Source organism: Synechococcus sp. N19, assembly GCF_900474045.1.
Taxonomy (GTDB): Bacteria; Cyanobacteriota; Cyanobacteriia; order PCC-6307; family Cyanobiaceae; genus Parasynechococcus.
This window is the reverse complement of record NZ_UCNR01000007.1, coordinates 126,194-147,307: the sequence shown is the minus strand read 5'-3', so window position 1 is coordinate 147,307 and position 21,114 is coordinate 126,194. Positions and strand designations below refer to the sequence as shown.

Genomic DNA, 21,114 nt, shown 5'->3' with positions numbered 1-21,114 from the left:
GATTCCCAAGGACGTGACAGGTGCAGGTCTGCCCTCCACGACCTGCAGGCGATCAAAGGCTCGCCAACTGTCTTTGAACCATCAGAATGCGATGAGCTCCAAGTTGGTTGTGCAGGCAGGGCCGCGAATCGGAACGCTGCTACTGCTTTCGGTTGCTGGCTTCAGTGGGTTGGCTGCATGGGGCGGGCAGCAACTGCTGAACAAGCAGCATCAGCGCCTCACGCCTGAGGTCTCGCAGGCAAGGCTCTGGCAGGACTACCGCTGGGCCATCGATCCGCAGACCCGTCGAGAAGCCGCCCTGTTGATGCTGGCCAGGGATGGTTCACCGCAACTGCTCCATGGCCAAGGCTGGGGGCGCGATCCGATGGCGGCCGTGGTGCTCGAACGGGCAGCCCTCACCGCTGCCGCCCAGGGCAAGCCATCGGACGCTGCTGAGATCTGGCAGCTCCTGTTGGATCGCTTTCCCGAAGCACCCGGCTCCGCATGGGCGCGATTGGCGCTTGGCGACAAAAACCCCGTTCTTCATCAGCAGCTGCTCCAGCAGCAACCCGCGCACCCCGCAGCACTGACCTTGGCGGCTCGGGATGGCTCCGAAGCGCTGGCAAGCCATCAAGGCGCCCTGCACCTGGCCCGTTGGAATGCGCGCCGAGCCGGCGCCTTTGAGCTGATGCGTGACGCCTGCGAGGCCACGGGGGCGCAGGCACCTCAACCCCACCAACGCCAAACCTTGGCGCAAGCACTCGCAAAACAAGGCCATGCCGACACCGCACTGACCTGTCTTCAGGAGCTTGAGGCCTCCCCAGAGACCCAGCTGGCCATCGGTCGTTCCCTGCTTCTGCATGGCGACCCAGGTGCGGGTACATCCCAGCTGCTGACGCTGGCCCAAAGCCACCCAAGCCACCCCGCCAGCCTTGAAGCAGCGCGGATCCTGAGCGAACCGCTTGATGCCCAGCATGGGGTTCTGGATGCCCTTCCGGCCGCCCTTCAGGAGCGCTCAGCCGCTGTTGCCGCAGCTCGCGTACGACTCGCCGGCGGCGACGGGGCGGATGCCGCCCTGAACCGCTGGCCCAACGACCCCGACATCTGGCAACTCCAATGGGACCTCGCCCGCGAAGCGTTTCTGGCTGAGGATTGGGATCGCGCCCGCGCCCTGCTGGAACGCCCCGATGAGGATGACCCCCTGCCTCCACCGTTGGATACGCGGCGGCTGTTCTGGTTGGGGCTTAGCCACAAGCATCTCGGCGAAACGACCAAGGCAGAACGCACCTGGCGCCGCCTGATCGGGGCCTTCCCCGGGGGCTACTACCGCTGGCTCGCCATGGAGCACCTGGGTGTGGCCGAACCCCTGGCGTTGCGATCCCCAGACCCGCAGCAGGAGCCGCCAGCCTGGCAACCGCTCAACAGCCATCACCGCCTGGTGAACGAGCTTTGGCGACTGGGCCAGGTGCACGCCGCCTGGGAGGCCTGGCAGACCGAGGCAGACCCCGCAGCCCCACCGCCACCGGAAGAACGTCTCGCCGAAGGCAGGCTGCGCCTTGCCGTCGGGGACACCTGGATGGGATTGGACCAGCTCTGGTGGCTCAGCCTCCGCTGGCGTGACCCGAGCTGTCATCAACGGACTCTCCTGCATCGCAGTCAATTCCCTCGCCTCTTCGAAGCTGAGATACAGACAGCGGCAGAGCAAGCAGGCGTTCAGGCCAATCTGTTGCGAGCGATCGCCAAACAGGAATCACGCTTTGCTCCTGGTGTCGTCTCCCCTGCTGGGGCCGTAGGCGTGATGCAATTGATGCCCTCCACAGCCACAGAGATGGCTGACGCACCAACCAGCACGCTGATGCTGAAGGATCCCGCCGACAACTTCGAACTGGGCGCGCGCTACCTCAACCACTTGCTGGAGCAATGGGAAAGCGACCCCTTCCGCAGCATTGCCAGCTACAACGCCGGGCCTGGTGCTGTGGCCTCTTGGGTGCAACCCACGGATCAAGACGACGATGCGCTCTGGGTGGAACGCATTCCCTACCCGGAAACACGCTTCTACACCAAGAAAGTGCTGGATAATCTGCTCGGCTACCTAGGCGGCGATCAATCGTTCTGCAAAGAGACTGGCGCTGGGATGGGGCAGAAGCGTGCCGGCGACGATGCCAGCGATCACGACCGAACTCATCAGAAGCAGGCAGATCCCGGCGACGGGCAGAACACCGATGCGGATGAGATCGAGCCTGGCCAACAGCACGGCTGAGGCCAGGATCAACACGTCGGTGAGCACATTGAGCTTCAGCAGATAGATGCCACCGGTGATCACCACCAGCAGCGTGACCACCAACGTCATCACCCGGCTCGACGCCATCAGCAACGACACCTGGCGCAACAGCAGATCGGGCATGGTGCAGAAGACGACAACCACCTGCGTCTGCAGCAGCACGAGACACCAGAACCAGGCCGCACTCACGCCATAGAGAGACGTGAAGGAGGGCTGAACAATCTGCCAATGGTTGCCGAGCACAACCGCAACGAGAAACAGCACCGTCAGCAACGGCGCCCGAACCGGAAGGCTCAGCAGTCGCAGAATTGGCATGGCGTCAAGGTAGCGGCGGCCTTTCGAAGGAGCTGCCAGAGTGATCGCTGCGGTTGACGTGCGATGACAGGCACCCCGGAGTCTTCGCCCCTGGGTACAGCGCAGCGATGGGTGCTGGTGCTGATTGCGGTAGCTCTGGCCATGGGCCTGGTTGTCCTACGCGGTGGCATTCAGAGCGAAAGTCCGATGGAGCAGCTGGCGAGACGATCCCTCGACCCACAAACAGCGTTAACCAACGGACGCCCAACGCTGATCGAGTTCTACGCCGATTGGTGCCAGGTCTGCAGAGAGATGGCACCTTCGATGCTGGCTTTGGAGAAGCAATCGCGCGATCGACTCGATGTTGTTCTGGTCAACGTCGACAACCCCCGTTGGCAAGATCTGGTTGATCGCTACGACGTCAACGGCATTCCCCAGTTGAACCTCTTCAATGCTGAGGGGGAAGCCAAGGGGCGATCCCTAGGCTTGCGCAGCGCTGAGGAACTCCAGCTGCTCACCACAGCACTGCTTGAAAATCAGCCGTTGCCGGCCTTGCCTGGCGTCGGCAACATCAGCCAGCTGCTGACGCCCCCCTCTGCGAACAACGCGATGGCAGGGGCCTCGAGCCCAGCCAACGCGGGGCCCCGCAGCCATGGTTGACACGCCTCGCCATGATCACCACAACTCGTCACTCTGACGCTCCCATGGACCGCTTTCGGGTCGATCTGATCGCAGCTACTCCGAACCCGCAGCAATGCGTGTACGCCGCCATGCATCAGGACTACAGCGAAGGATTCGTGGCCGGAGATCGTGCCAACTGGCCCGATGAGCAGCGGGCTGGAGAGATCTGTGTGAAACGCCTGCTGTCTGGAGAGCGCGGCCACTACGGCCCGATGGAGCATGCTCAGATCGTGCTGAACGTGGGCTGGTTCCCGCACTCGGTGATGCAGCAGGCCCGCACCCACCGGGTTGGGGTGAGCTTCGATGTGCAGTCGATGCGTTACACCGGTGAACGCATCTGCCGTGCAGCGGATGGAGCCCTGGACCTGGAAGAGGTGTTCTATCTGCGGCCCATCGGCGAGTACAGCGATCGGCAGGGCAAGAAATACGCCTACACCGAAGCACTACGCCAACAGGATCTTGATCTCTGCCGGAGCGCCGCCGAGCGCTACAGGGATCTGCTCAGGGCGGGCTTCTCCGAGGAGCACGCCCGCGGCATCCTTCCCTTCGACTACCGCCAGCATTTTGTGGTGAGCTTCAGCCTGCGGGCGTTCCTGCACTTCATGGACCTGCGTGCCAAGCTCGATGCCCAGCTGGAGATCCGCCAGCTCTGTGATCTGATGTGGCCCCACATGGTGGAGTGGGCCCCTGAATTTGCAGCCTGGTACGAGAAGAGCAGGCTGCACCGAGCGCGTTTGGCCCCCTAATCAGAAAGAACTAGACCTTGGCCAGCGTCACCCGTTCCGGTTGGTGCTGGTACTTGCCTTGTCGATCGCTATAGGTGGTCGAGCAGGGATCACCCTCAAAAAACAGCAGCTGACAGATGCCCTCATCGGCATAGATGCGGCAGTCAGCACCAGAACTGTTGCTGAATTCAAGGGTGAGGTGACCCTCCCAGCTCGCTTCTGCCGGGGTGGTGTTCACGATGATTCCAAGGCGGGCATAGGTGCTCTTGCCCAAACAGATCACGGTGATGTTGGGGGGAACCCTCAACTTCTCTAAGGCCACACCGAGGCCATAGGAATGGGCCGGGAGAATGAAATATCGCCCGTCTTCATCCTCATGAAGGGGAGTGGGTTCGAGGTTGGCCGGGTTGAACCGCTTGGGGTTCATTACCGTGCCTGGAACATGCCGGAAGATCAGAAATTCCTGGGGAGAAAGGCGTAGGTCGTAGCCGTAGGAGGAGCAACCAAAACTCAGCACTGGCCGCAGCTTCTGCTCCGGCTCAAGGTGACGGACCAAACCGCTCTGGAATGGCTCGATCATTCCCTGCCCGGCCTGTTCAGTGATCCAGCGATCGCACTTGAGCATCAGAAACCTCGGCGCAACTCCGTGACTTGATCTGCCATCTCCACCACACCGGCGGGGATTGCAGGTCCAGTGATGATCACATCCATCGAAGCGGGCCGCTGCTCAAGGGCTGCAATCACGTCCGCTTCATCCAGGTATCCGAAGGCCACGGCAAGGCCGAGTTCATCCAACACCAGCTGGTCGAGATCTCCCTGGATCAGATGCTGACGGCAGATGGACCAAACCTCAGCCACCGCCTCCGCACCACCGGGATGCCCCGGCGAGGAAAGGCAGAGGGGCACTTCCGGCCGCAGCCAGACGAGGCCTCCGCAGAGCTGCACCCGGCCGGCCGGTCCCTGCTGCACGCCCCCTTTGAGGAACTGACTGATCAGAACACGACTGCCCAAGCCGGCAGCTCGCATGGCCTGGCTGAGAACACTGGCGAAACTGCCTCGATAAGGCGCCGTATGCACTTGCAGCTGCCCTTCGGGAGCCACCAGATGTAGGGGTGGCGGATCAGAGACGGCAGGCAAGGGCCTCAGGCCCGCCCGTTGCAAGGCCTGCTGATCCCGATCCAGGGAATTTTGGAAGGATTGGGGGTCGGCGAGGCTTGTGGTCATCACGGAAGCATCTGTCCGGGCGACCCCGGCAAGACCTTGAATGTAGCGGCGAGATCACATTCCACAAGGGGATTGACACCACCCATGGTGTTTGGACAGGGCGAGAACCAACCGCCTGCGAGGCTTGACAAACTGCACACCACCGATGAGCCAATCCCCTGAACAACGCACTGATAGCCGTCGCCCGCAGCAGTTGCGACCGTTCTCGGTGACCTGGAATCCCATGGGGTTTGCCTTGAGCTCCCTTGTGGTTCACACCGGCCGAACCGCTGTTCTCTGCAGCGTTTGCTTGGAGGACAAGGTTCCCCGCTGGCGCAAGGGAGAAGGATTGGGATGGCTCAGCGCCGAATACCGGTTGCTGCCCGGATCCACCCCACAGCGGCAATCACGGGAGCTGATGAAACTCTCGGGTCGCACCCAGGAAATTCAGCGGCTGATCGGCCGAAGCCTGCGCGCCGTAATCGACATGGAGCGTCTAGGGGAGCGCACCTTGCTGATCGACTGCGACGTGATCCAAGCGGACGCCGGCACCCGGACGGCCTCGATCACCGGGGCTTGGCTCGCCCTGGACCAAGCCTGCCGATCCCTGGTGGACCAGGGAGTGCTGGAGCAATCGCCCCTGATCGATCAGGTGGCGGCTGTATCCGTTGGCTTGGTTGATGGCCAGGCCTTGCTGGATCTGGACTACAGTGAAGACAGCCGAGCCGAGGTGGACCTGAACGTTGTGCAGTCCGGCGATGGCCGTCTGCTGGAAATCCAGGGAACTGCGGAGGGTGCGCCCTTCAGTCGCAGCCAACTCAATGAGCTGCTGGATTTAGCAGAGCCGGGATTGACATCCCTGATGCAGGCGCAACGCCAGGCCTTCAACGAGCACAGCAGCGTTACGTAATAACCGCTACATGGCGGCCACCGCCGGCTCCGTAACTTCGCCACACCAGGGGGTTGTCATGACCAGTAGCCGAGGTTTCAGCCGATACGCCCCGCAGATGGTGGCTCCAGCTCCCAGCGCAGAGCCCGCCAACCGTTCTCTGCTGGAGATCATCCGGGATCTCGATGGCGCCAGCAGTGAACTGGTGGATCGCAACAAGACCATCTTTTTCCCTGGAGATCCCGCAGAACGGGTGTACCTGATCCGCCGGGGGGCCGTTCGTCTGTCCCGCGTCTACGAATCGGGAGAAGAGATCACCGTGGCCCTGCTCCGCGAGAACAGCCTCTTCGGGGTGCTGTCACTGCTGACAGGCCAACGGTCCGACCGCTTCTATCACGCTGTGGCCTTCACCCGGGTCGAAATGGTGACGGCACCAGCGACCTCCGTGAAGGCCGCCATCGAAGCAGACACCAGCGTTGGCCTGCGCTTGCTTCAGGGTCTCTCCAGCCGGATTCTGCAGACCGAGACGATGATTGAAACCCTCACCCATCGGGACATGTCATCCCGACTGGTGAGCTTCCTGCTGGTGCTTTGCAGGGACTTCGGCGTGGCAGATCAGCTGGGCATCACCATCGACCTGCGCCTGTCCCATCAGGCCATCGCTGAAGCAATTGGCTCAACACGCGTCACAATCACGCGTCTGCTGGGAGACTTGCGTCAATCCGGTCTGGTTCAGATTGACCGCAAGAAAATCACCGTTCTGGATCCGATCGCGCTGGCCAAACGCTTCAGCTAGGCCTGCCATCGCCCGACTTGTGCAGCGATGAGCGGCTGGGCACTGATTCTGGTTCTGTTGGTGCTCGGGGGCGTGCTGTCGACCCTGGGCGACCGCTTGGGCAGCCGCGTCGGCAAAGCGCGACTGAGTTTGTTCAGCATGCGCCCACGGCGCACCGCCGTTTTGATCACGGTGTTGACCGGCAGCCTGATCAGCGCACTCTCACTTGGCCTGATGCTTCTGGTGAGCCGGCAGTTGCGGGTGGGCCTGTTTGAACTGGATGCCCTGCAGGAGAAACTCCAAGACAGCCGTCAGCAGCTGAAGGCAGCCGAGCGGGAACGGGACAAGACCCAAACGGAAACCAAACGGATCGCCATTGAGCTCGAGCAATCACAGCAACGGGCCAACACCCTGCGCCTCGAACTGGCTCCTCTTCAGAAGGAGCTGGCCCAACTCGAAACCGAACGTGAACGTCTCAGCCAGGACATCGCCTCCCGCGATGCGGACATCCAGCGCACGGAAGCCGAACTCAACAGCGTTCGCAGCCGCATCCGTGCCGGTGAGCAGGAACTCAAAGAACTGGAACGCAATCTGGTCGCCTTGCGGCGTGGATCGGTGGTGATCAGCAGCGGACAGACCTTGGCAAGAGCAACGGTTCGACTCGATGCTCCGGACCAGGCCAAACAGGCTGTCGACAGGCTGTTGCAGGAGGCCAATCTCAACGCCTACGGGAAAGTGCGACCTGGCGAAGCACCAGAACGCCAGTTAATCCGCGTTCCGCGCAGCGATGTGGAACGCCTGCAAAGCATCATCCGCAAACCGGAGACCTGGGTGATCTCGCTGCGCTCAGCCACCAATGTGCTGCGGGGTGAAACAGCGGTGTATGCCTTCCCAGAAGTGCGTCCGAACCGGCCGGTGACCCAACGCGGAGATGTGCTGGCCACCACCACACTCCAACCGAATGAACGCACTCCAGAGGGCATTCGCACACGGCTGAACCTTCTCTTGGCCTCGGCCTATGCCGAGGTGCAGCGGCGGGGGTCCCTGACCGAGGGCCTTCAATTCGATGGATCAGCCCTCTCCCAACTGGCCCAGACCCTGATGGAAGGACCGAGCCAAAGCGTGGTCTTGGACGTGATTTCCGCAGGGGTCAGCGACAGTGCCGATCCCGTCGTCGTCTCCATTCAGGCCTCCCCATGAAACGGGTGGCCGTCCTCGATCCAGGCCGCTGCAAATGTGGTCTTGTGCTGGCCGATCTTCAGCTCGGCCTCGTGCGCGAAGGGCATGTGCTGGCCCCGGAGGCCGTCGAACCCTGGTTGGAGCACTGGAGTCAAGACCAAGCTCTCGATCGCATCCTGATCGGCGATGGCACGGGAAGCCGAGCCTGGATCCAGCGACTGGAACGGCTGGGCCATCTCACCGTGGTTCCGGAGCAGGGAACAACCCTGAGGGCGAGACAGCGTTACTGGGCGCTATGGCCGGCTCGAGGTTGGCGACGGATGCTGCCGGCAGGACTGCGCATTCCACCGGTGGATCTGGATGCTGTTGCAGCTTTGGTGATGCTTGAGGAGCACCTGCAATGCCGCCTGAGATGGCCTGAGCCTGCTCCGAGGTTCTCGCTCAGAACCTGGCCCGGACCATGAAGGTGTAATCACCCCCCGGTTCCAGCCTGTAATCAGAACGCACCAGAAACCGCCGCAGGGCATCCTCGATAAGGGCACGTCCCAGGGAAGGCTCCACCACCAGTTCACCGCAATCAAAGGCCCAGGAAAACTGCCACTCAAAGCCTCCAGCAGAGACTTCACCCTCCACGCACTTGGCTTGAAAGCACTGGCGGAGCACTCGCAAATGGGCCGTTGTCGCCGGAAGTGCCGGCATCAGTCGACCGACTCCAGGTCATAGCGGAAGCCGTTGATCCAGGTTCCAGCGCGCTCAAAGCTCTGGTGCTGAAGACGTTGAATCCCATCCAGAACAGCATCGAGAACAGCGCCGACACAGGGTTGCTCCGCTTTGCTGAACGGACCAAGAACATGGGACACCGTTCGGGCGCGGCGTTCGGCAGGGTTCTCAGCCGGCGCACCAATGCCGATCCGCAGCCTGGGGAACGCCTGGGTCCCGAGGTGCTGAATGGTGCTGCGCAAACCGTTGTGCCCGCCGGCACTGCCCTGGGCCCGCAACCGCAAACGACCCAGCGGAAGATCCATGTCGTCCACCAGCACCAGCAATTGGTGAGGCTCCAGGCCGAACCAATCGAGAGCCGCACGAATGGCACGACCGCTGTCATTCATGTAGGTCTGAGGCATCAGCAAGCGCAGCCGCTGCTCGCCAACCCCTGTATCGGCTGCAAGACCGTGCAACTTGGCTTGCTGACGAAAACTGAACCCAGAGCGCTCACCCAAAAGCTCGAGGGCCATGAAGCCGATGTTGTGACGGGTGCCGGCGTATTTCGCACCCGGATTTCCCAGACCCACCACCAGCTTGAGATCAGTGGTCATACCGCTGGAACGACTCAGTCGCTGGGGGGAAGTTCTTCAACCGGCTTCGCAGCCTCACTGGAAACTTCCGGTTCAGCCATTGCTTTGTTGATCTCGCGTTCGAATTCCTTGGACGCGGATTGGAAGCCCTTCAGGGTTTTACCAAGAGTCCGACCAAGCTCAGGCAGGCGTTTCGGCCCGAAAACCAGCAAGGCAACGGCGCCGATAACCGCCATTTCGGGGAGACCGACGCCGAAGATGTTCATGGGTGCAGATCAGCCGAGGCCGTTCCAGTTCACGTTGATGCCCTCGAGGATGAGGGACTTGTTGTACAGCTGAAGAATCACCAGCAGAAACACCAGGAACAGCACCATGAAGATGCCCATCACGGGAGTGGTGCCCCATCCGGGAACCACCTTGCCGTACTCGGAGTTCAGTGGGCGGAGAAGGTCTCCCAGACGGGTGCGTTGTGCCATGGCGACGCCGGGTCTCGGGTGGTTAGAAGTCTCGATACTGTAGGGGCCGACTCCGGTTCGGGGTTGATCCTGTCGAGAGATGTGATGGAAACGTCGTCCCCAGCTCTGTCCGTCGCCATTGGCGTGCTCGCCGTTTTGTTCGGACTCACCGGATTTGGCGTGTATCAGGCCTTTGGCCCTCCATCAAAAGCACTCGACGACCCGTTCGACGATCACGAGGACTGATCCACCACCAGGGAGACGAGTTCTCCTGGGGTGATCACCACGGCAGAAGCGGCCATTGAGTCGGCTTCCCTGCGGACCCTCCACCCCGCTCCGGGAGTCCAGCGACAGCGCGCTGATCCCGAATTGAGCAGCTTCAGCACGCAACCATCGGCATGGCGCTCCAACCCCACCGGCGTGAGTGGAAGCGGCAGCGATGGAAACCATTGATGCTGCTCCGCCGGCAAGTCCGCACACCACCCGGGCTCACGAAAGGCAATGGCCGCCTGAGACACACCAGCATCGCTCCATGAGCCGGCGAACGGCATGAGGGCCAAGCGCTGGCGATGCCACCCCTGATCAGCGCTGGGATCTGGCCAGGTCGGGCCCCGCAGCAGCGAAATGCCAAGTCGGTCTGAAGACCAATCCACACCCTGGGGGCCGTCCAGCAACACAGCCATCCCGCCTCCGGGAGCCGCCGACTGCGAGGCGAACCAGGAGATCACAGGCACTTCCCAACGGGCTTGCTCCCGAGCCGTCATCGGTGCAGCCGGCCGTTCGATCACCCCTCCACTGGTGTCGGCAGCGATGCGGACGGCGGGGGTCGCCAGCGGCAGCTCAAGACGCAGCAACTCATGGGTCTGGCGCCAGTCGATACCGCAGATCAGCTCCAGCCAGGGCGTATCAGCCTTCAGCCGCAGGTCCAGACGCATGCAACTGGCACCGAGCTGGCGCCGCAGCACCAGATGCGCCACCAGGGGGCCCTGATCGAGCCACTCCAGGGAATCCGTACAAAGCACACCCAGGGGCTGAGATCGGTAGTCCGCCGCAAGATCCCAAGCATCCCAGAATTCGTCCCGGTCCCGATAGCGCTCCAACTGCAGGGAAGACGACAACTGATCCCGTCCATCGCGATCCCGCAAAGCCAGCAGTCCGGCCGAGGAGACATCGAGCTCGATCAGACCATTACCCACACGCCAAGCTCCCGCCCCCAGCGGCGTGATGACCACAGCCTGACGGGGCTCAGCCGCGCAGGACGTCCAGCCTGGTTCACGCCGGAGCGGCACCGAACAAATCCCGTGCTGACGCGGTAGCTGCACCCAGGTACCACCAGCAGCGGCGTTTTGCTGCGGCAGTGAAACGGCGTCCGCTGACCACGATCCCGCAGGAAGGCGAACCAGAGGCGACCAGGACGCCAAGGGCTGCAGACCCCACCAACTCCACACCGCTGCTGTGTCCTCCGGACGCGGCAGCCTTGCCAGCCGCCGGTCGCGTTCCTGGCGGACCTGGCGCCGGGCCGAGCGCCAGACCGGTTCCGCCTGGTCAAACACCTCCGGGATCGAGGTACCCGGAAGGATGTCGTGAAACTGCTGGAACAACAGCGGACGCCAATCGCTGCTGCCGCTGTCGCGACCTGCGATCGCCAACAGGGCTGAGACTGCATCAGCCTCCCGCAAAAGCCGCTCGAGCGTCCGGTTGTGGCGCTTCTGATCGGGACGGCTGGTGGCGCAACCGCGGTGCAACTCCAGGAAGAGTTCATCTCGCCACACCGGCAAGGCCTGATCGCCCTGCTCCAGCTCGGTCAAGAACTCCCTCACCGTGCCGGCACGGGTGGGCACGGCGGCCGCTTGCCCTTCCCAGAGCTCGATCTGCTCCAGCAACTCCTCGGTAGGACCACCACCGTGATCACCAACGCCTGGAATCCAGAGCGCCGCCTCCAGCCCCGTGGCCTGATGCCAGGCCCGCTGCTCGTCCAGCATCTCCAAAGGATCGGCGCGGCGCCCGATCGGCGGCAGCATCAGGCTGTGTAGTTCCGACTGTCCCCGTGCGCGCCAGCGGAACAAGCGGTGGGGGAAAGGGTTGTCAGCATTCCAGGCCAGCTTGTGGGTGCAGAACCAGCGCACACCGGTGGCTGACGCCACGGCAGGCAGGCCAGCAGCGAAGCCAAAGCTGTCCGGCAACCAGGCCAGTTCATGGGTCCATTCCGGGAAGCGGCGGCGGCTGTCGTCCTGACCGAGCGCGAACTGATTCCACAACGACGCCGTGCTGACCAACACACAGTCGGTCTCCACCCAGGGGCCATTGATCGGTTCCCAGCGGCCGGCCCGACTGGCCGCCTGGATCTCCGCAGAAAGAGCTGGCCGATGTTGCTCCACCCAGGCGTAAAGCGCCGGCGTGGAATGGGCAAAGCGCAGCTCGGGCCAGCGACGCATCAACGCCAGCGCTGATCGGAAAGTGCGTTCAGCGGCCTGCCAGGTGTCGGCGACCGGCCAAAGCCAGGCCAGATCGAGATGGGCATGACCCAGCCAATGCAACGACCCTCGCGGCGGTTTTGCCTGATACAGGTGCGTTGCAACAGCAGCCTGCGCTTCAACACTGCTGGGATCCAGATCAGCCCAATGCGAGGGCAGGTCTCCATCCGCCGCCAGATGCAGCTCCAGGGCCGCAGGCAACAGCAAGCCCTCGGGGTCGGAGCCTGCAGACTGCGGCTCCAGCTCGAGATGACTGCTGATCAGGGCTCCATCGTCATGCAAGGGACTGCAGAGCTCCAGAACAAAATCCAGGGCAGCCCCCTGACGACAACGCCCAGGCAGCGGCCAGCGACAGGCGGTATCGAACAGATCACCCTCATGCACCAACACGCCATCCACCCAGAGACGCATCTGCTCAGCCCACCAGCTCAGCACCAGCCGGGCACGGCAGGAATCACGGTTACTCCAACCATCAGGCCAACTCAATCGCTGCTCAAGACGCAACCATTGGCGTCCCCTGGGCCAGATCAGCAGACCGCGCTTGGCCCAGTCCGGCCGGTGCGTTGATCCCCAGCTTTCATCGAGAAAAAACCCAGCCTGGGCGGAGCCTGAGCGGCGCCACCCGGCACGCAGATCACAACGCGAGCGACTGCGAAACGTTTCAATCCACTCCGATCGACCGACTTGATCAGGGTCCATTCCCCTACTGACGCTGTCATGCCCCATAGGATGATGCCCTTGTCACAGACGCCGGTCGGTCTCCATGCTCGCCCTCAAGATCTCCGTTTACTCGGTCGTCTTCTTCTTCCTCGGCATCTTCGTGTTCGGGTTCCTTGCGAGCGATCCAAGCCGCACCCCTAGCCGCAAAGACCTGGAAGATTGATGCCGTCTCCCGATCAGACCGCGCCACACACTGGTCTGATCGGAGCATGATTTCTGAAATGAGCTGTCAAGCTCATGAGCCGCAGCATCATTGCCTTGGCGGCTCTCCGCCTTTTTTTTGTATTGACCGGAACCCTGATCACAGGGTCGGTATCCGTATTGCCCGCAGCGGCCGGTTCGGCTGAATCAACGCCAGAGAACGTTGCAACGTCAGCGGCGAGCCTCAACGTTCGCGCTGACCGTCAATACGCCGACACCAAGTCGAAAGCCAACGTCGCCGAGGGCAACGTTTCAGTTCAACTCGGGAACGCCGAACTGCACGCCGATCGGGTCGAATTTGATGCGGCTTACCGCACGCTCTACGCACGCGGCGCTGTCCGCTTCAGGCGCGGCAGTCAATATTTTCAAGCGTCAAGCTTCCGCTACAACCTCGTTCAACAGGAAGGACTGCTCAATGATGTTTACGGGGTCATCGACCTCGAGGAGCCCCTCACTAATCCATTAACTAGCTCTCAAGCAACATCAGACCCACCGGAGTCACCCACATCAGCCGGCCGTCAAGACATGCCGACCGTGGCCTGTCCACCACTGCTTCCTCCGGTCCCCGACTGGCATCCCCATCCCTGGGCAGTAACGGCCTGGGGCGGGCAGATGATTGATGCAGACTTCGGCCCGACTTTCCTTTTCGACGGTCGAATGCGTCCCGAAGGCCTGCTGGGCGTCGGCTTACAGAAGCGAATCAAGCGAGCTGGCCCGCTTGCCATTGAACTTGAGGCTGACCTGTTCAGCCACATCGCGGACCAACAACAAGGTGGCGCTTACAACCAAAGCCAGCCCAATGCTGATCTCCCGTCCCAAAGCTTTGGGGAAGGGATTTTGGGGATCGGAGCACGCTTGTGGGTGCAGCCTTGGCTGAGTTTCAGCGTCGTTGAGGGCATCAGTTTTTACACCGATGTCAGCCTCTATGAGAAAACTTTCCGGGAGAAAAGCAGCCAGCTTCTGAACTATCTCGGCTTCGAAGTGGAAGCCGCTGTATCTCCCGACTTGTCACTCGTTGGTCGGATTCACCACCGCTCAGGAGCTTTTGGCCTCTTTGACGGAGTCTCAGGGGGGAGCAATGGCTACTTGCTCGGGCTCCGCTACCGCTGGGGGCAAGATACACACCAGGTAGAGCGCACCTTGATGCCTCCACTGCCGGAGTGTGAAGCACCGGATCGCAACAAGCACGTCAAGCCCTCCTCCCTTTCAGAACGACTCGAATCGATTGCCCTCGGAGACGGAGGTGAGCCGCAAGGCAATGTCTCGGGTTATGGCAAACCTACAGAAGAAACAATTCCGCCAGGCCAGCAGCAAGCCATGCGGGCGAACGCAATATCCAACATCGATCAGCGCATCTCGCAAATCGCTTTAAAAGGCAGCTTCATCATCGAACCACGCGTTGGAAGCCTGACCCAACGCTCGAATTCCTCGATCAGGAATGAAAATCGCTTCGGAGCAATTCGACCTACTCAACTCAAAAACCTAGAGAAAACACAACTTCTCAGTGGCAGAGTTAGCCGCTGGAGAGTTCAGGCATCAGAGGTCTTAATCAAAAACAATGGATGGGAGGCCGACCGAATGGGCTTCAGCAACGACCCTTTCACACCGACACATACAAGGATCGATGCAGAGGACGTGGTCGCACGGGAACAAGCCGATGGCGACATGATTATCTCTGCGCGGCGAAACCGCCTAATCCTCGAAGAGCGATTGCCCATCCCATTAACCCGTCGACAACTTATAAAAGGAGAGGAAGATGTGGAAAACCGTTGGATCCTTGGGTTCGACGACAGGGATCGTGACGGCTTCTTCATTGGTCGAAATCTCAAGCCAATTGAACTGACCCGCGATTTCACCCTGAGACTGGAACCCCATTTGATGGTGCAACGCGCCAACAACGGCGAAACCAGTAGCTATCCGGCAGAGGGTGAATCAGCCGATAGTGAAGATGTCGACCAGCCCACTACAGCAGCAGATCTATTAGGCCTTAAAGCCGAACTCAAGGGCCAGATCTGGGATTGGGACATCACCCTGAATGCCGACATCAGCAGTTTCAAACCGCAGAACTTTGCTAGTGGCAGCCGTTACTGGGGCTCTATTGAAAATGATATTGAGCTGCCATGGTTAGGCGACGTCACCGCTCGACTATTTGGCGCGTACCGCTACAGATCTTGGAATGGCTCCCTGGGCGAAACCAATGTTTACTCAGCGCTGGGTGGATTCATCGAACAGAGAAAATCCTTCGACTTGGGCGAGCTGAGTAACTCCTACATCTGGCGAATCGGAGTGGGCAACTACCAGGCGGACAGTCATACCAACACCAATCTCACCGAAAAGCTTCGTGCCAACTTCTACGGCTCTATCAACAGCTCTTATCCGATCTGGCGCGGGGAATCAGCCGCTTTGACCCCTGAAGACGCCTACCGCTACTCACCGGTAGCCATAGTTCCAGGTCTACGGTTCAACACCAATATCAACACCCTCCTGTCGTCCTATGGCGATGGCACCAGTCAAAGCACGCTCAGCTTGTCCGTGGGGCCAACCCTCACCCTGGGAACCTTCAGCAAAGCCTTCCTGGACTACACAAAACTGACGATCAGCGGTAGTGCCACACTCAAAAATGGTTCAAGCCCCTTTGATTTCGACCAGGCTATCGACTTGGGCACCCTTGGCATTGGCATCACCCAGCAGATCGCTGGTCCCTTAGTCCTAGATGCCGGCATTGGAGTCAATGTGGATCCAGCTTCCGAGTACTACGGCAATGTCATTAATTCCAACATCGAACTTAGATGGCAACGACGTAGCTATGACGTCGGGTTCTACGTCAATCCCTACGAAGGCATCGGCGGTTTCCGATTCAGACTCCACGACTTTGACTTCAAGGGCACTGGCGTGCCGTTTGTGCCCTACATCCCAACGAACTGGATGAAAACCACCAACGTGGATCGACCCTTCTGATTAATCACCGCCCCCGATGATCAGATCGCTACCAAACAGTGAAGCTCCGGCATAGCGCATGCCGGAGGTCCGCACGTTCGGGGCATAGGCGTTTATCACCTGCGCCTCCCGTAGATCGGCATTGCGCAGATCCACGCCTGACAGCTCGGCATTGGTGAGGTTGGCTCCCCGCAGGTCAGCACCTTCGAGCAACGCTCCGGTCAGGTCCGCCCCTTCCAGATTCGCGTCCCGCAGATCAGCACCGCGCAGATCACTGCCCCGAAAATCAGCGCCGATCAGATGGGCCTGACGGAAATCCACCTCGCGGAGGTCACAGCCTGGACAGCTGCGGTCCAACGGATCATGGGGCTCAACCTGAAGTGGAACGCCACCAACGGGAGCCACACCGGCAACGACCAACAGGGGCACAAACGGCAGCAACAACCGCGAAAGCAAATGGGCCATTGAGATCCAACCTCCGAATGCAACCTCCTATCTCTTTCATAGACACAGGAGTCGCGCTTGGCTGTTACTTTGCGGCGAATTGGTCGATGTAGGGCAGTGTTTGCATCAATTCCGCAACCTGAGGGCCATGGCCCAGGAGCTGGGACGTTGCATCCCAACGACCGCTGCGCAGCATGTCCAGAGGACCAGGATCGATCGAGACAGGCCAACTGGTGTCGGCTGAGGTCAGTTGCAAACTGGGAAGATTGAGACTCCAGGAGCGTCCCGGATCGCCATCCACCTGCGCCTGAATGGCTTTGATCTGCTCGGGGGCCGCCGTTGCACAGGGAATGCCAAGGGCGAGGCAGTTTCCATAGAAGATTTCGGCAAAACTCACCCCAACCACCGCACGAATTCCCCAGCGCATCAACGCCTGAGGTGCATGTTCACGGCTGGAACCACAGCCGAAATTGCCGTTCACCACCAGTATCGAGGCCCCCTGATAACGGGCCTGATCAAAGGGATGCTCACCGGAGAGTTCAAGGCGATCGTCGGCAAACACCTGGTCACCCAGCGCCTCGAAACTCACGCATTTGAGGAACCGTGCCGGAATGATCCGATCCGTGTCGATGTCTTCACCGGGGACGGCGATAGCCGTTCCACTCACCTGTTGAATCGGACCAGTGGGGAAAAGAGCCATCACGATTCGGACGGAGAAATCAAAGTACGGACATCGGTTACACGACCGTGAACAGCAGCGGCCGCCACCATGGCTGGACTCATCAACAACGTCCGGCCACTGGCCGATCCCTGCCGACCCTTGAAATTGCGGTTGCTGGAGCTGGCGCTGATCTGACGCCCCTCCAGCCGATCCGGATTCATCGCCAGACACATCGAGCAGCCGGGCTCTCGCCACTCAAAGCCCGCGGCACGGAACACCGCATCCAGCCCTTCCGCTTCAGCAGCTTTCGCCACCTGCTCTGAACCGGGGACCACAAACGCCTTGATGCCTTCAGCCACCTGGCGCCCCCGGGCCACATCGGCAGCGGCACGCAGATCGCTAAGACGACCATTGGTACAGCTGCCGATGAAACAGACATCCACAGGGACCCCTGCAATCGCCGTTCCCGGCTGGAGATCCATATAGCGGTAGGCCTCCTCAGCAATCGGACGCTCGCCTGGATCCAGCTGATCCAGGCTTGGCACCGTTTCATCGATCCCCAGTCCCTGGCCCGGGGTAATGCCCCAGGTCACCGTGGGTGGAATCGCAGCGGCATCAAACACCACCTCGTCGTCGACCGTTGCGTTGGCATCAGTGGCCAGGGAGCTCCACCAGGCGACAGCACGGTTCCAGGCCTCACCCTCGGGGGCATGGGGGCGACCTTTCAGATAGTCAAAGGTGACCTGATCGGGATTGACGTAACCGCATCGGGCGCCCCCCTCGATCGCCATGTTGCAGAGGGTCATCCGCTCTTCCATCGACAACGCCTCGATGGCAGAGCCAGCGAACTCATAGGCGTAGCCAACGCCGCCCTTCACACCCAGGTGGCGAATCACATGCAGGATCAGGTCCTTCGCCGACACGCCCTCGGCGAGACGGCCATTCACCTGAATCCGGCGCACCTTGAGCTTGTTCATGGCCAGGCTCTGGCTGGCCAACACATCGCGCACCTGACTGGTGCCGATCCCGAAGGCAATCGCCCCGAAGGCGCCGTGCGTGGAGGTGTGGGAATCACCGCAGGCCACCGTCATGCCTGGCTGAGTCAGGCCCAGCTCGGGGGCAATCACATGAACGATGCCCTGCCGTCCACTGCCGATGTTGTTGAGAGGGATGCCGTGCTCCTGGCAGTTCCGCTCCAAGGTGCTGAGCATCTCCTCCGCCAACGGATCGGCGAACGGCCGTTGCTGAGACGTGGTCGGCACGATGTGGTCCACCGTGGCCACCGTGCGCTCAGGACAGCGCACCGTCAGCCCCTTGTCCTTCAACGCCGAGAAAGCCTGAGGACTGGTGACCTCATGGATCAGATGCAGACCGACAAACAGTTGGGTGGATCCGCCGGGGAGCTCCGCCACCCGATGCAGGTCCCACACCTTGTCGTAGAGGGTGCCGGCACTCAACAGTTCAGCCGCAAGAACCGTCGACCCTAAACCTGAGCGAGCAAGCGAAGGCGCAGACGGTCCAAGCCGCGGATCACGCTCATCCTCTGAATGGCCTCCCGACCTCGCCGCTCACCGAAATGCTGGACCCAGGCCTCACAGCCATCGGGACCAGCCAAGGCCAGGTGCACCAGACCCACCGGCTTCTCAGCACTGCCACCACCAGGTCCAGCGATGCCGCTGACGGCAATCGCCCAATCGCAATTGAGGTTCTCCCGGGCTGCCCGAGCCATCGCCTCGACCACGGGCTGTGAAACAGCGCCATGGGCAGTGAGCAGATCCGGAGACACCCCCAGCAATGCCTGTTTAACGGCATTGCTGTAGGCAACTACGCCACCCTGAAAAACCGACGAAGAGCCTGGAACAGCCGTCAGGGCTGCCGCCAATCCACCACCGGTGCAGGACTCCGCCACCGCCAGCGTGTGGTGCCGTTGCTTAAGCAGGTCGATCACCACCGACGCCAGGCTGTCCGCATCGACGCCGTAGCAGTGGTTGCCCGTGCGACGGCGCAGCTCAGCTTCCAGCGGCACCAACAGCTGAGCGGCGGTATCGGCACTAGGGGCACAGGCCGTGAGCCGCAATTTCACATCGCCGAGGGAGGCATAGGGAGCCACTGTTGGGTTGGTCGACGCCAACAAATCAGCAACGCGCTCAGCCAGATCGGATTCACCAATGCCGGTGAAGCGGAGCTGACGGCTCACGAACACACCGGAAGTTCCACCATTGGCTTGTAGCCAGGGGGCGGCTGTTTCCACCCACATCGCCCGCATCTCCGCAGGCACACCCGGGAAGGTGAGGATCGTGAAATCAGGCCGGGGAGACCAAATCATTCCCGGTGCCGACCCCTTTGGATTGGGGAGAACCTCCGCTCCACGGGGCAGATAAGCCTGGCTGCGGTTGCTGGGAGCAACCGGCCGGCCACCGGCCGATAACTTCCGCTGGATCTCCCGCCAGAGCTCGGGCCGCTCCTCCAAGGGAGTCTCGAAAGCAGCGGCCAGGGCCTCGGTGGTGAGGTCATCGGGGGTTGGGCCCAAACCCCCTGTCGTCACCAGAACCCTGCAGCGCTGCGATGCTTCGCGTACGGCAGAGATCAAACGCTCTTTGTTGTCGCCAACTACGGTTTGGCGGTAATGCGGCAGACCCAGGCCGGCCAACTGTTCGGCAATCCATCGAGCATTGCCGTTGAGGATGTCCCCCAACAACAGCTCTGTGCCCACGCACAGGATTTCAACACCCGATTCAGCCACGCGGTTCACTGAGGGCCGCAGGATCAACAGGGGTGGAGCAGGGGTTGGTGTTTAACAGAGCTCGCTCATGCTGCAGCTGGCGACGGCTGATCACCACCGTGGCCACGAGGATGGCCGTGGCCAAAGCCAGCCAGAGGAAGCGCATCTCGGCATTGGCCACCACAAGGGCAAGGGCAGCAAGCCACTGGGTGAAGACGTAGATCAACAGCACCGTGCGCCGATGACTGAACCCCGCGCGTAACAGGCGGTGATGGAGGTGACGGCGGTCGGGATAGAAGGGGGAACGGCCTTCCCGCAGACGGCCCATGATCACGGCCGACATGTCGGCCAGAGGAAGCGAGAGAATCAGCAACGGCAACAGCAGGCTCACCGTCGTGAGCCCCTTGGCGGGTCCCACGATGCTCACGGCGGCGAGGGTGAAACCGAGGAAGTAAGAGCCCCCATCCCCCATGAAGATGCGGGCGGGGTTGAAGTTGTGGCGTAGGAAGCCGAGGCAGCAGCCCGCCAGCGCTGCGGCAAGGAATCCGGCAGCCACCTGATGCAGCGAAAAGCTGACGGAAACCAACCCAACAGCGGCAATGCCAGCCACTCCCGCAGCAAGACCATCAAGGCCATCCAGCCAGTTGATGGCATTGGTGATCCCTACCAGCCAAACCACAGTGGCCAGCAGGCTGAGGCTGTCAGGCAGAGCAATCGGACCGGCTGAAGCGGTGAACCAGGGGAGATCGATTGCCCCGATCCGAACCCCCTGGCTCCACACCGCACAAGCCACGGCAACCTGTCCAGCCAGCCGCGGCCAAGGCGAGAGAGCGAAGAGGTCGTCGGCCAGGCCGATCAGAAAAAGACAGAGCGAACCGGCCAGGGTGCCCCAGATCAGCTGATCCTTGGCTGGCGCGAGCAGGCCGAAGCCCCCCATGGACCAGACCGTTGCCAAAGCCAGGGCAAAACCCAGCACCATGGCAATGCCCCCCAACCTCACCATGGGGGTGATGTGCTGCTTGCGCTCATCCGGTTGATCAGTCCACCCAAAGCGCAAACCCAGCCGGCGCACTTGGGGCACCAGCACCATGGTGGTCACCGCAGCCAGAAGAAAGCTGACCGAGGCGACCGCAATAGGGCTGGCCAAGAGGTTCACGCAGGCTCCAGGAAAGAGACGATCCCCGGTCAGAAGGAGTCAC

22 protein-coding genes and 1 pseudogene are annotated in these 21,114 nt (G+C 61.4%); 10 read left to right on the top strand and 13 right to left on the bottom strand.

Annotated features, from left to right (window positions below; all coding sequences use genetic code 11):
- Nucleotides 1-91: 91 nt before the first annotated feature.
- A pseudogene (locus DXY02_RS13055) lies at nt 92-1,984 on the top strand (transglycosylase SLT domain-containing protein); the annotation flags it as partial.
- Between the two features lie 87 nt (nt 1,985-2,071).
- Here the strand turns inward: DXY02_RS13055 and DXY02_RS12885 are convergent.
- Nucleotides 2,072-2,575 carry a hypothetical protein gene (locus DXY02_RS12885; protein WP_244276135.1) on the bottom strand — a complete coding sequence of 168 codons (504 nt, stop codon included), beginning with the start codon at nt 2,573-2,575 and terminating at the stop codon, nt 2,072-2,074.
- A gap of 63 nt (nt 2,576-2,638) precedes the next feature.
- On the opposite strand from DXY02_RS12885, the gene DXY02_RS04065 reads away from it, so the two are divergent.
- On the top strand, nt 2,639-3,214 hold the full coding sequence (locus DXY02_RS04065) for a thioredoxin domain-containing protein (protein WP_114988140.1): 576 nt from the start codon (nt 2,639-2,641) through the stop codon (nt 3,212-3,214).
- A 44-nt stretch (nt 3,215-3,258) separates the two neighbouring features.
- Entirely contained in the window at nt 3,259-3,981 is a 723-nt protein-coding gene (gene thyX, locus DXY02_RS04060) for an FAD-dependent thymidylate synthase (protein WP_114988139.1), read from the top strand.
- Nucleotides 3,982-3,991: 10 nt separating this feature from the next.
- Here thyX and dcd read toward each other — a convergent pair whose 3' ends face one another.
- A complete protein-coding gene (gene dcd, locus DXY02_RS04055; RefSeq protein ID WP_006849961.1) occupies nt 3,992-4,585 on the bottom strand; it encodes a dCTP deaminase in 594 nt (197 codons plus the stop codon).
- Entirely contained in the window at nt 4,585-5,184 is a 600-nt protein-coding gene (locus DXY02_RS04050) for a cob(I)yrinic acid a,c-diamide adenosyltransferase (RefSeq protein WP_114988180.1), read from the bottom strand. The genes dcd and DXY02_RS04050 overlap by 1 nt, the downstream gene beginning before the upstream one ends.
- Nucleotides 5,185-5,329: 145 nt before the next feature.
- On the opposite strand from DXY02_RS04050, the gene rph reads away from it, so the two are divergent.
- Genes rph through DXY02_RS04030 form a run of 4 tightly spaced genes read left to right on the top strand, consistent with a single transcriptional unit; the run spans nt 5,330 to nt 8,470 of the window.
- Entirely contained in the window at nt 5,330-6,073 is a 744-nt protein-coding gene (rph, locus tag DXY02_RS04045; protein ID WP_114988138.1) for a ribonuclease PH, read from the top strand.
- A 58-nt stretch (nt 6,074-6,131) separates the two neighbouring features.
- Nucleotides 6,132-6,848, top strand: coding sequence for a global nitrogen regulator NtcA (gene ntcA / locus DXY02_RS04040; protein ID WP_114988179.1), 717 nt, complete (start codon nt 6,132-6,134; stop codon nt 6,846-6,848).
- Nucleotides 6,849-6,875: 27 nt separating this feature from the next.
- Nucleotides 6,876-8,027, top strand: coding sequence for a DUF3084 domain-containing protein (locus tag DXY02_RS04035; RefSeq protein ID WP_114988137.1), 1,152 nt, complete (start codon nt 6,876-6,878; stop codon nt 8,025-8,027).
- The gene (locus tag DXY02_RS04030) at nt 8,024-8,470 is read left to right on the top strand and encodes a resolvase (protein WP_114988136.1); all 447 of its coding nucleotides are present in this window, start codon (nt 8,024-8,026) and stop codon (nt 8,468-8,470) included. Before DXY02_RS04035 ends, DXY02_RS04030 begins: the two co-directional genes overlap by 4 nt.
- Here the strand turns inward: DXY02_RS04030 and DXY02_RS04025 are convergent.
- Genes DXY02_RS04025 through psbH form a run of 4 tightly spaced genes read right to left on the bottom strand, consistent with a single transcriptional unit; the run spans nt 8,448 to nt 9,777 of the window.
- Complete coding sequence (locus tag DXY02_RS04025; RefSeq protein WP_114988135.1) at nt 8,448-8,705, bottom strand: DUF3146 family protein; 258 nt, start codon at nt 8,703-8,705, stop codon at nt 8,448-8,450. The two genes, DXY02_RS04030 and DXY02_RS04025, sit on opposite strands and share 23 nt — an antisense overlap.
- Nucleotides 8,705-9,322 (bottom strand): aminoacyl-tRNA hydrolase, encoded by a 618-nt coding sequence (gene pth / locus DXY02_RS04020; protein ID WP_114988134.1) that lies wholly within the window; start codon nt 9,320-9,322, stop codon nt 8,705-8,707. Before pth ends, DXY02_RS04025 begins: the two co-directional genes overlap by 1 nt.
- A 14-nt stretch (nt 9,323-9,336) precedes the next feature.
- Nucleotides 9,337-9,567 carry a TatA/E family twin arginine-targeting protein translocase gene (locus DXY02_RS04015; protein WP_114988133.1) on the bottom strand — a complete coding sequence of 77 codons (231 nt, stop codon included), beginning with the start codon at nt 9,565-9,567 and terminating at the stop codon, nt 9,337-9,339.
- A gap of 9 nt (nt 9,568-9,576) precedes the next feature.
- Nucleotides 9,577-9,777, bottom strand: a complete 201-nt coding sequence (gene psbH / locus DXY02_RS04010; protein ID WP_006849996.1) for a photosystem II reaction center phosphoprotein PsbH — start codon at nt 9,775-9,777, stop codon at nt 9,577-9,579.
- 84 nt (nt 9,778-9,861) lie between these two features.
- Here psbH and psbN point away from each other — a divergent pair, with 84 nt between their 5' ends.
- A complete protein-coding gene (gene psbN, locus DXY02_RS04005; protein ID WP_011363291.1) occupies nt 9,862-10,002 on the top strand; it encodes a photosystem II reaction center protein PsbN in 141 nt (46 codons plus the stop codon).
- Here psbN and DXY02_RS04000 read toward each other — a convergent pair.
- Nucleotides 9,990-12,929, bottom strand: a complete 2,940-nt coding sequence (locus DXY02_RS04000) for a glycoside hydrolase family 38 C-terminal domain-containing protein (protein ID WP_114988132.1) — start codon at nt 12,927-12,929, stop codon at nt 9,990-9,992. The genes psbN and DXY02_RS04000 overlap by 13 nt on opposite strands.
- A 64-nt stretch (nt 12,930-12,993) precedes the next feature.
- On the opposite strand from DXY02_RS04000, the gene DXY02_RS03995 reads away from it, so the two are divergent.
- Both DXY02_RS03995 and DXY02_RS03990 read left to right on the top strand, forming a co-directional pair.
- The gene (locus DXY02_RS03995; RefSeq protein ID WP_006042333.1) at nt 12,994-13,113 is read left to right on the top strand and encodes a photosystem II reaction center protein I; all 120 of its coding nucleotides are present in this window, start codon (nt 12,994-12,996) and stop codon (nt 13,111-13,113) included.
- Between the two features lie 74 nt (nt 13,114-13,187).
- Nucleotides 13,188-16,109, top strand: coding sequence for a DUF3769 domain-containing protein (locus tag DXY02_RS03990; RefSeq protein WP_114988131.1), 2,922 nt, complete (start codon nt 13,188-13,190; stop codon nt 16,107-16,109).
- Here the strand turns inward: DXY02_RS03990 and DXY02_RS03985 are convergent, their stop codons facing one another.
- The 5 genes from DXY02_RS03985 to DXY02_RS03965 form a co-directional block, all read right to left on the bottom strand.
- Entirely contained in the window at nt 16,110-16,553 is a 444-nt protein-coding gene (locus DXY02_RS03985; RefSeq protein ID WP_114988130.1) for a pentapeptide repeat-containing protein, read from the bottom strand.
- Between the two features lie 64 nt (nt 16,554-16,617).
- On the bottom strand, nt 16,618-17,232 hold the full coding sequence (gene leuD / locus DXY02_RS03980) for a 3-isopropylmalate dehydratase small subunit (protein WP_114988129.1): 615 nt from the start codon (nt 17,230-17,232) through the stop codon (nt 16,618-16,620).
- Nucleotides 17,232-18,650 carry a 3-isopropylmalate dehydratase large subunit gene (leuC, locus tag DXY02_RS03975; protein WP_114988128.1) on the bottom strand — a complete coding sequence of 473 codons (1,419 nt, stop codon included), beginning with the start codon at nt 18,648-18,650 and terminating at the stop codon, nt 17,232-17,234. Before leuC ends, leuD begins: the two co-directional genes overlap by 1 nt.
- A 26-nt stretch (nt 18,651-18,676) precedes the next feature.
- Nucleotides 18,677-19,936, bottom strand: coding sequence for a competence/damage-inducible protein A (locus DXY02_RS03970; protein WP_114988178.1), 1,260 nt, complete (start codon nt 19,934-19,936; stop codon nt 18,677-18,679).
- A complete protein-coding gene (locus DXY02_RS03965; protein WP_114988127.1) occupies nt 19,929-21,071 on the bottom strand; it encodes a glycosyltransferase family 4 protein in 1,143 nt (380 codons plus the stop codon). Before DXY02_RS03965 ends, DXY02_RS03970 begins: the two co-directional genes overlap by 8 nt.
- Nucleotides 21,072-21,114: the final 43 nt, after the last annotated feature.

Bases quoted from the DNA above. Each gene is read 5' to 3' on its own strand.
- DXY02_RS12885 (WP_244276135.1), bottom strand. From the start codon at position 2,575: ATGCCAATTCTGCGACTGCTGAGCCTTCCGGTTCGGGCGCCGTTGCTG.
- DXY02_RS04065 (WP_114988140.1), top strand. From the start codon at position 2,639: ATGACAGGCACCCCGGAGTCTTCGCCCCTGGGTACAGCGCAGCGATGG.
- thyX (WP_114988139.1), top strand. From the start codon at position 3,259: ATGGACCGCTTTCGGGTCGATCTGATCGCAGCTACTCCGAACCCGCAG.
- dcd (WP_006849961.1), bottom strand. From the start codon at position 4,585: ATGCTCAAGTGCGATCGCTGGATCACTGAACAGGCCGGGCAGGGAATG.
- DXY02_RS04050 (WP_114988180.1), bottom strand. From the start codon at position 5,184: ATGACCACAAGCCTCGCCGACCCCCAATCCTTCCAAAATTCCCTGGAT.
- rph (WP_114988138.1), top strand. From the start codon at position 5,330: ATGAGCCAATCCCCTGAACAACGCACTGATAGCCGTCGCCCGCAGCAG.
- ntcA (WP_114988179.1), top strand. From the start codon at position 6,132: ATGACCAGTAGCCGAGGTTTCAGCCGATACGCCCCGCAGATGGTGGCT.
- DXY02_RS04035 (WP_114988137.1), top strand. From the start codon at position 6,876: ATGAGCGGCTGGGCACTGATTCTGGTTCTGTTGGTGCTCGGGGGCGTG.
- DXY02_RS04030 (WP_114988136.1), top strand. From the start codon at position 8,024: ATGAAACGGGTGGCCGTCCTCGATCCAGGCCGCTGCAAATGTGGTCTT.
- DXY02_RS04025 (WP_114988135.1), bottom strand. From the start codon at position 8,705: ATGCCGGCACTTCCGGCGACAACGGCCCATTTGCGAGTGCTCCGCCAG.
- pth (WP_114988134.1), bottom strand. From the start codon at position 9,322: ATGACCACTGATCTCAAGCTGGTGGTGGGTCTGGGAAATCCGGGTGCG.
- DXY02_RS04015 (WP_114988133.1), bottom strand. From the start codon at position 9,567: ATGAACATCTTCGGCGTCGGTCTCCCCGAAATGGCGGTTATCGGCGCC.
- psbH (WP_006849996.1), bottom strand. From the start codon at position 9,777: ATGGCACAACGCACCCGTCTGGGAGACCTTCTCCGCCCACTGAACTCC.
- psbN (WP_011363291.1), top strand. From the start codon at position 9,862: ATGGAAACGTCGTCCCCAGCTCTGTCCGTCGCCATTGGCGTGCTCGCC.
- DXY02_RS04000 (WP_114988132.1), bottom strand. From the start codon at position 12,929: ATGGACCCTGATCAAGTCGGTCGATCGGAGTGGATTGAAACGTTTCGC.
- DXY02_RS03995 (WP_006042333.1), top strand. From the start codon at position 12,994: ATGCTCGCCCTCAAGATCTCCGTTTACTCGGTCGTCTTCTTCTTCCTC.
- DXY02_RS03990 (WP_114988131.1), top strand. From the start codon at position 13,188: ATGAGCCGCAGCATCATTGCCTTGGCGGCTCTCCGCCTTTTTTTTGTA.
- DXY02_RS03985 (WP_114988130.1), bottom strand. From the start codon at position 16,553: ATGGCCCATTTGCTTTCGCGGTTGTTGCTGCCGTTTGTGCCCCTGTTG.
- leuD (WP_114988129.1), bottom strand. From the start codon at position 17,232: ATGGCTCTTTTCCCCACTGGTCCGATTCAACAGGTGAGTGGAACGGCT.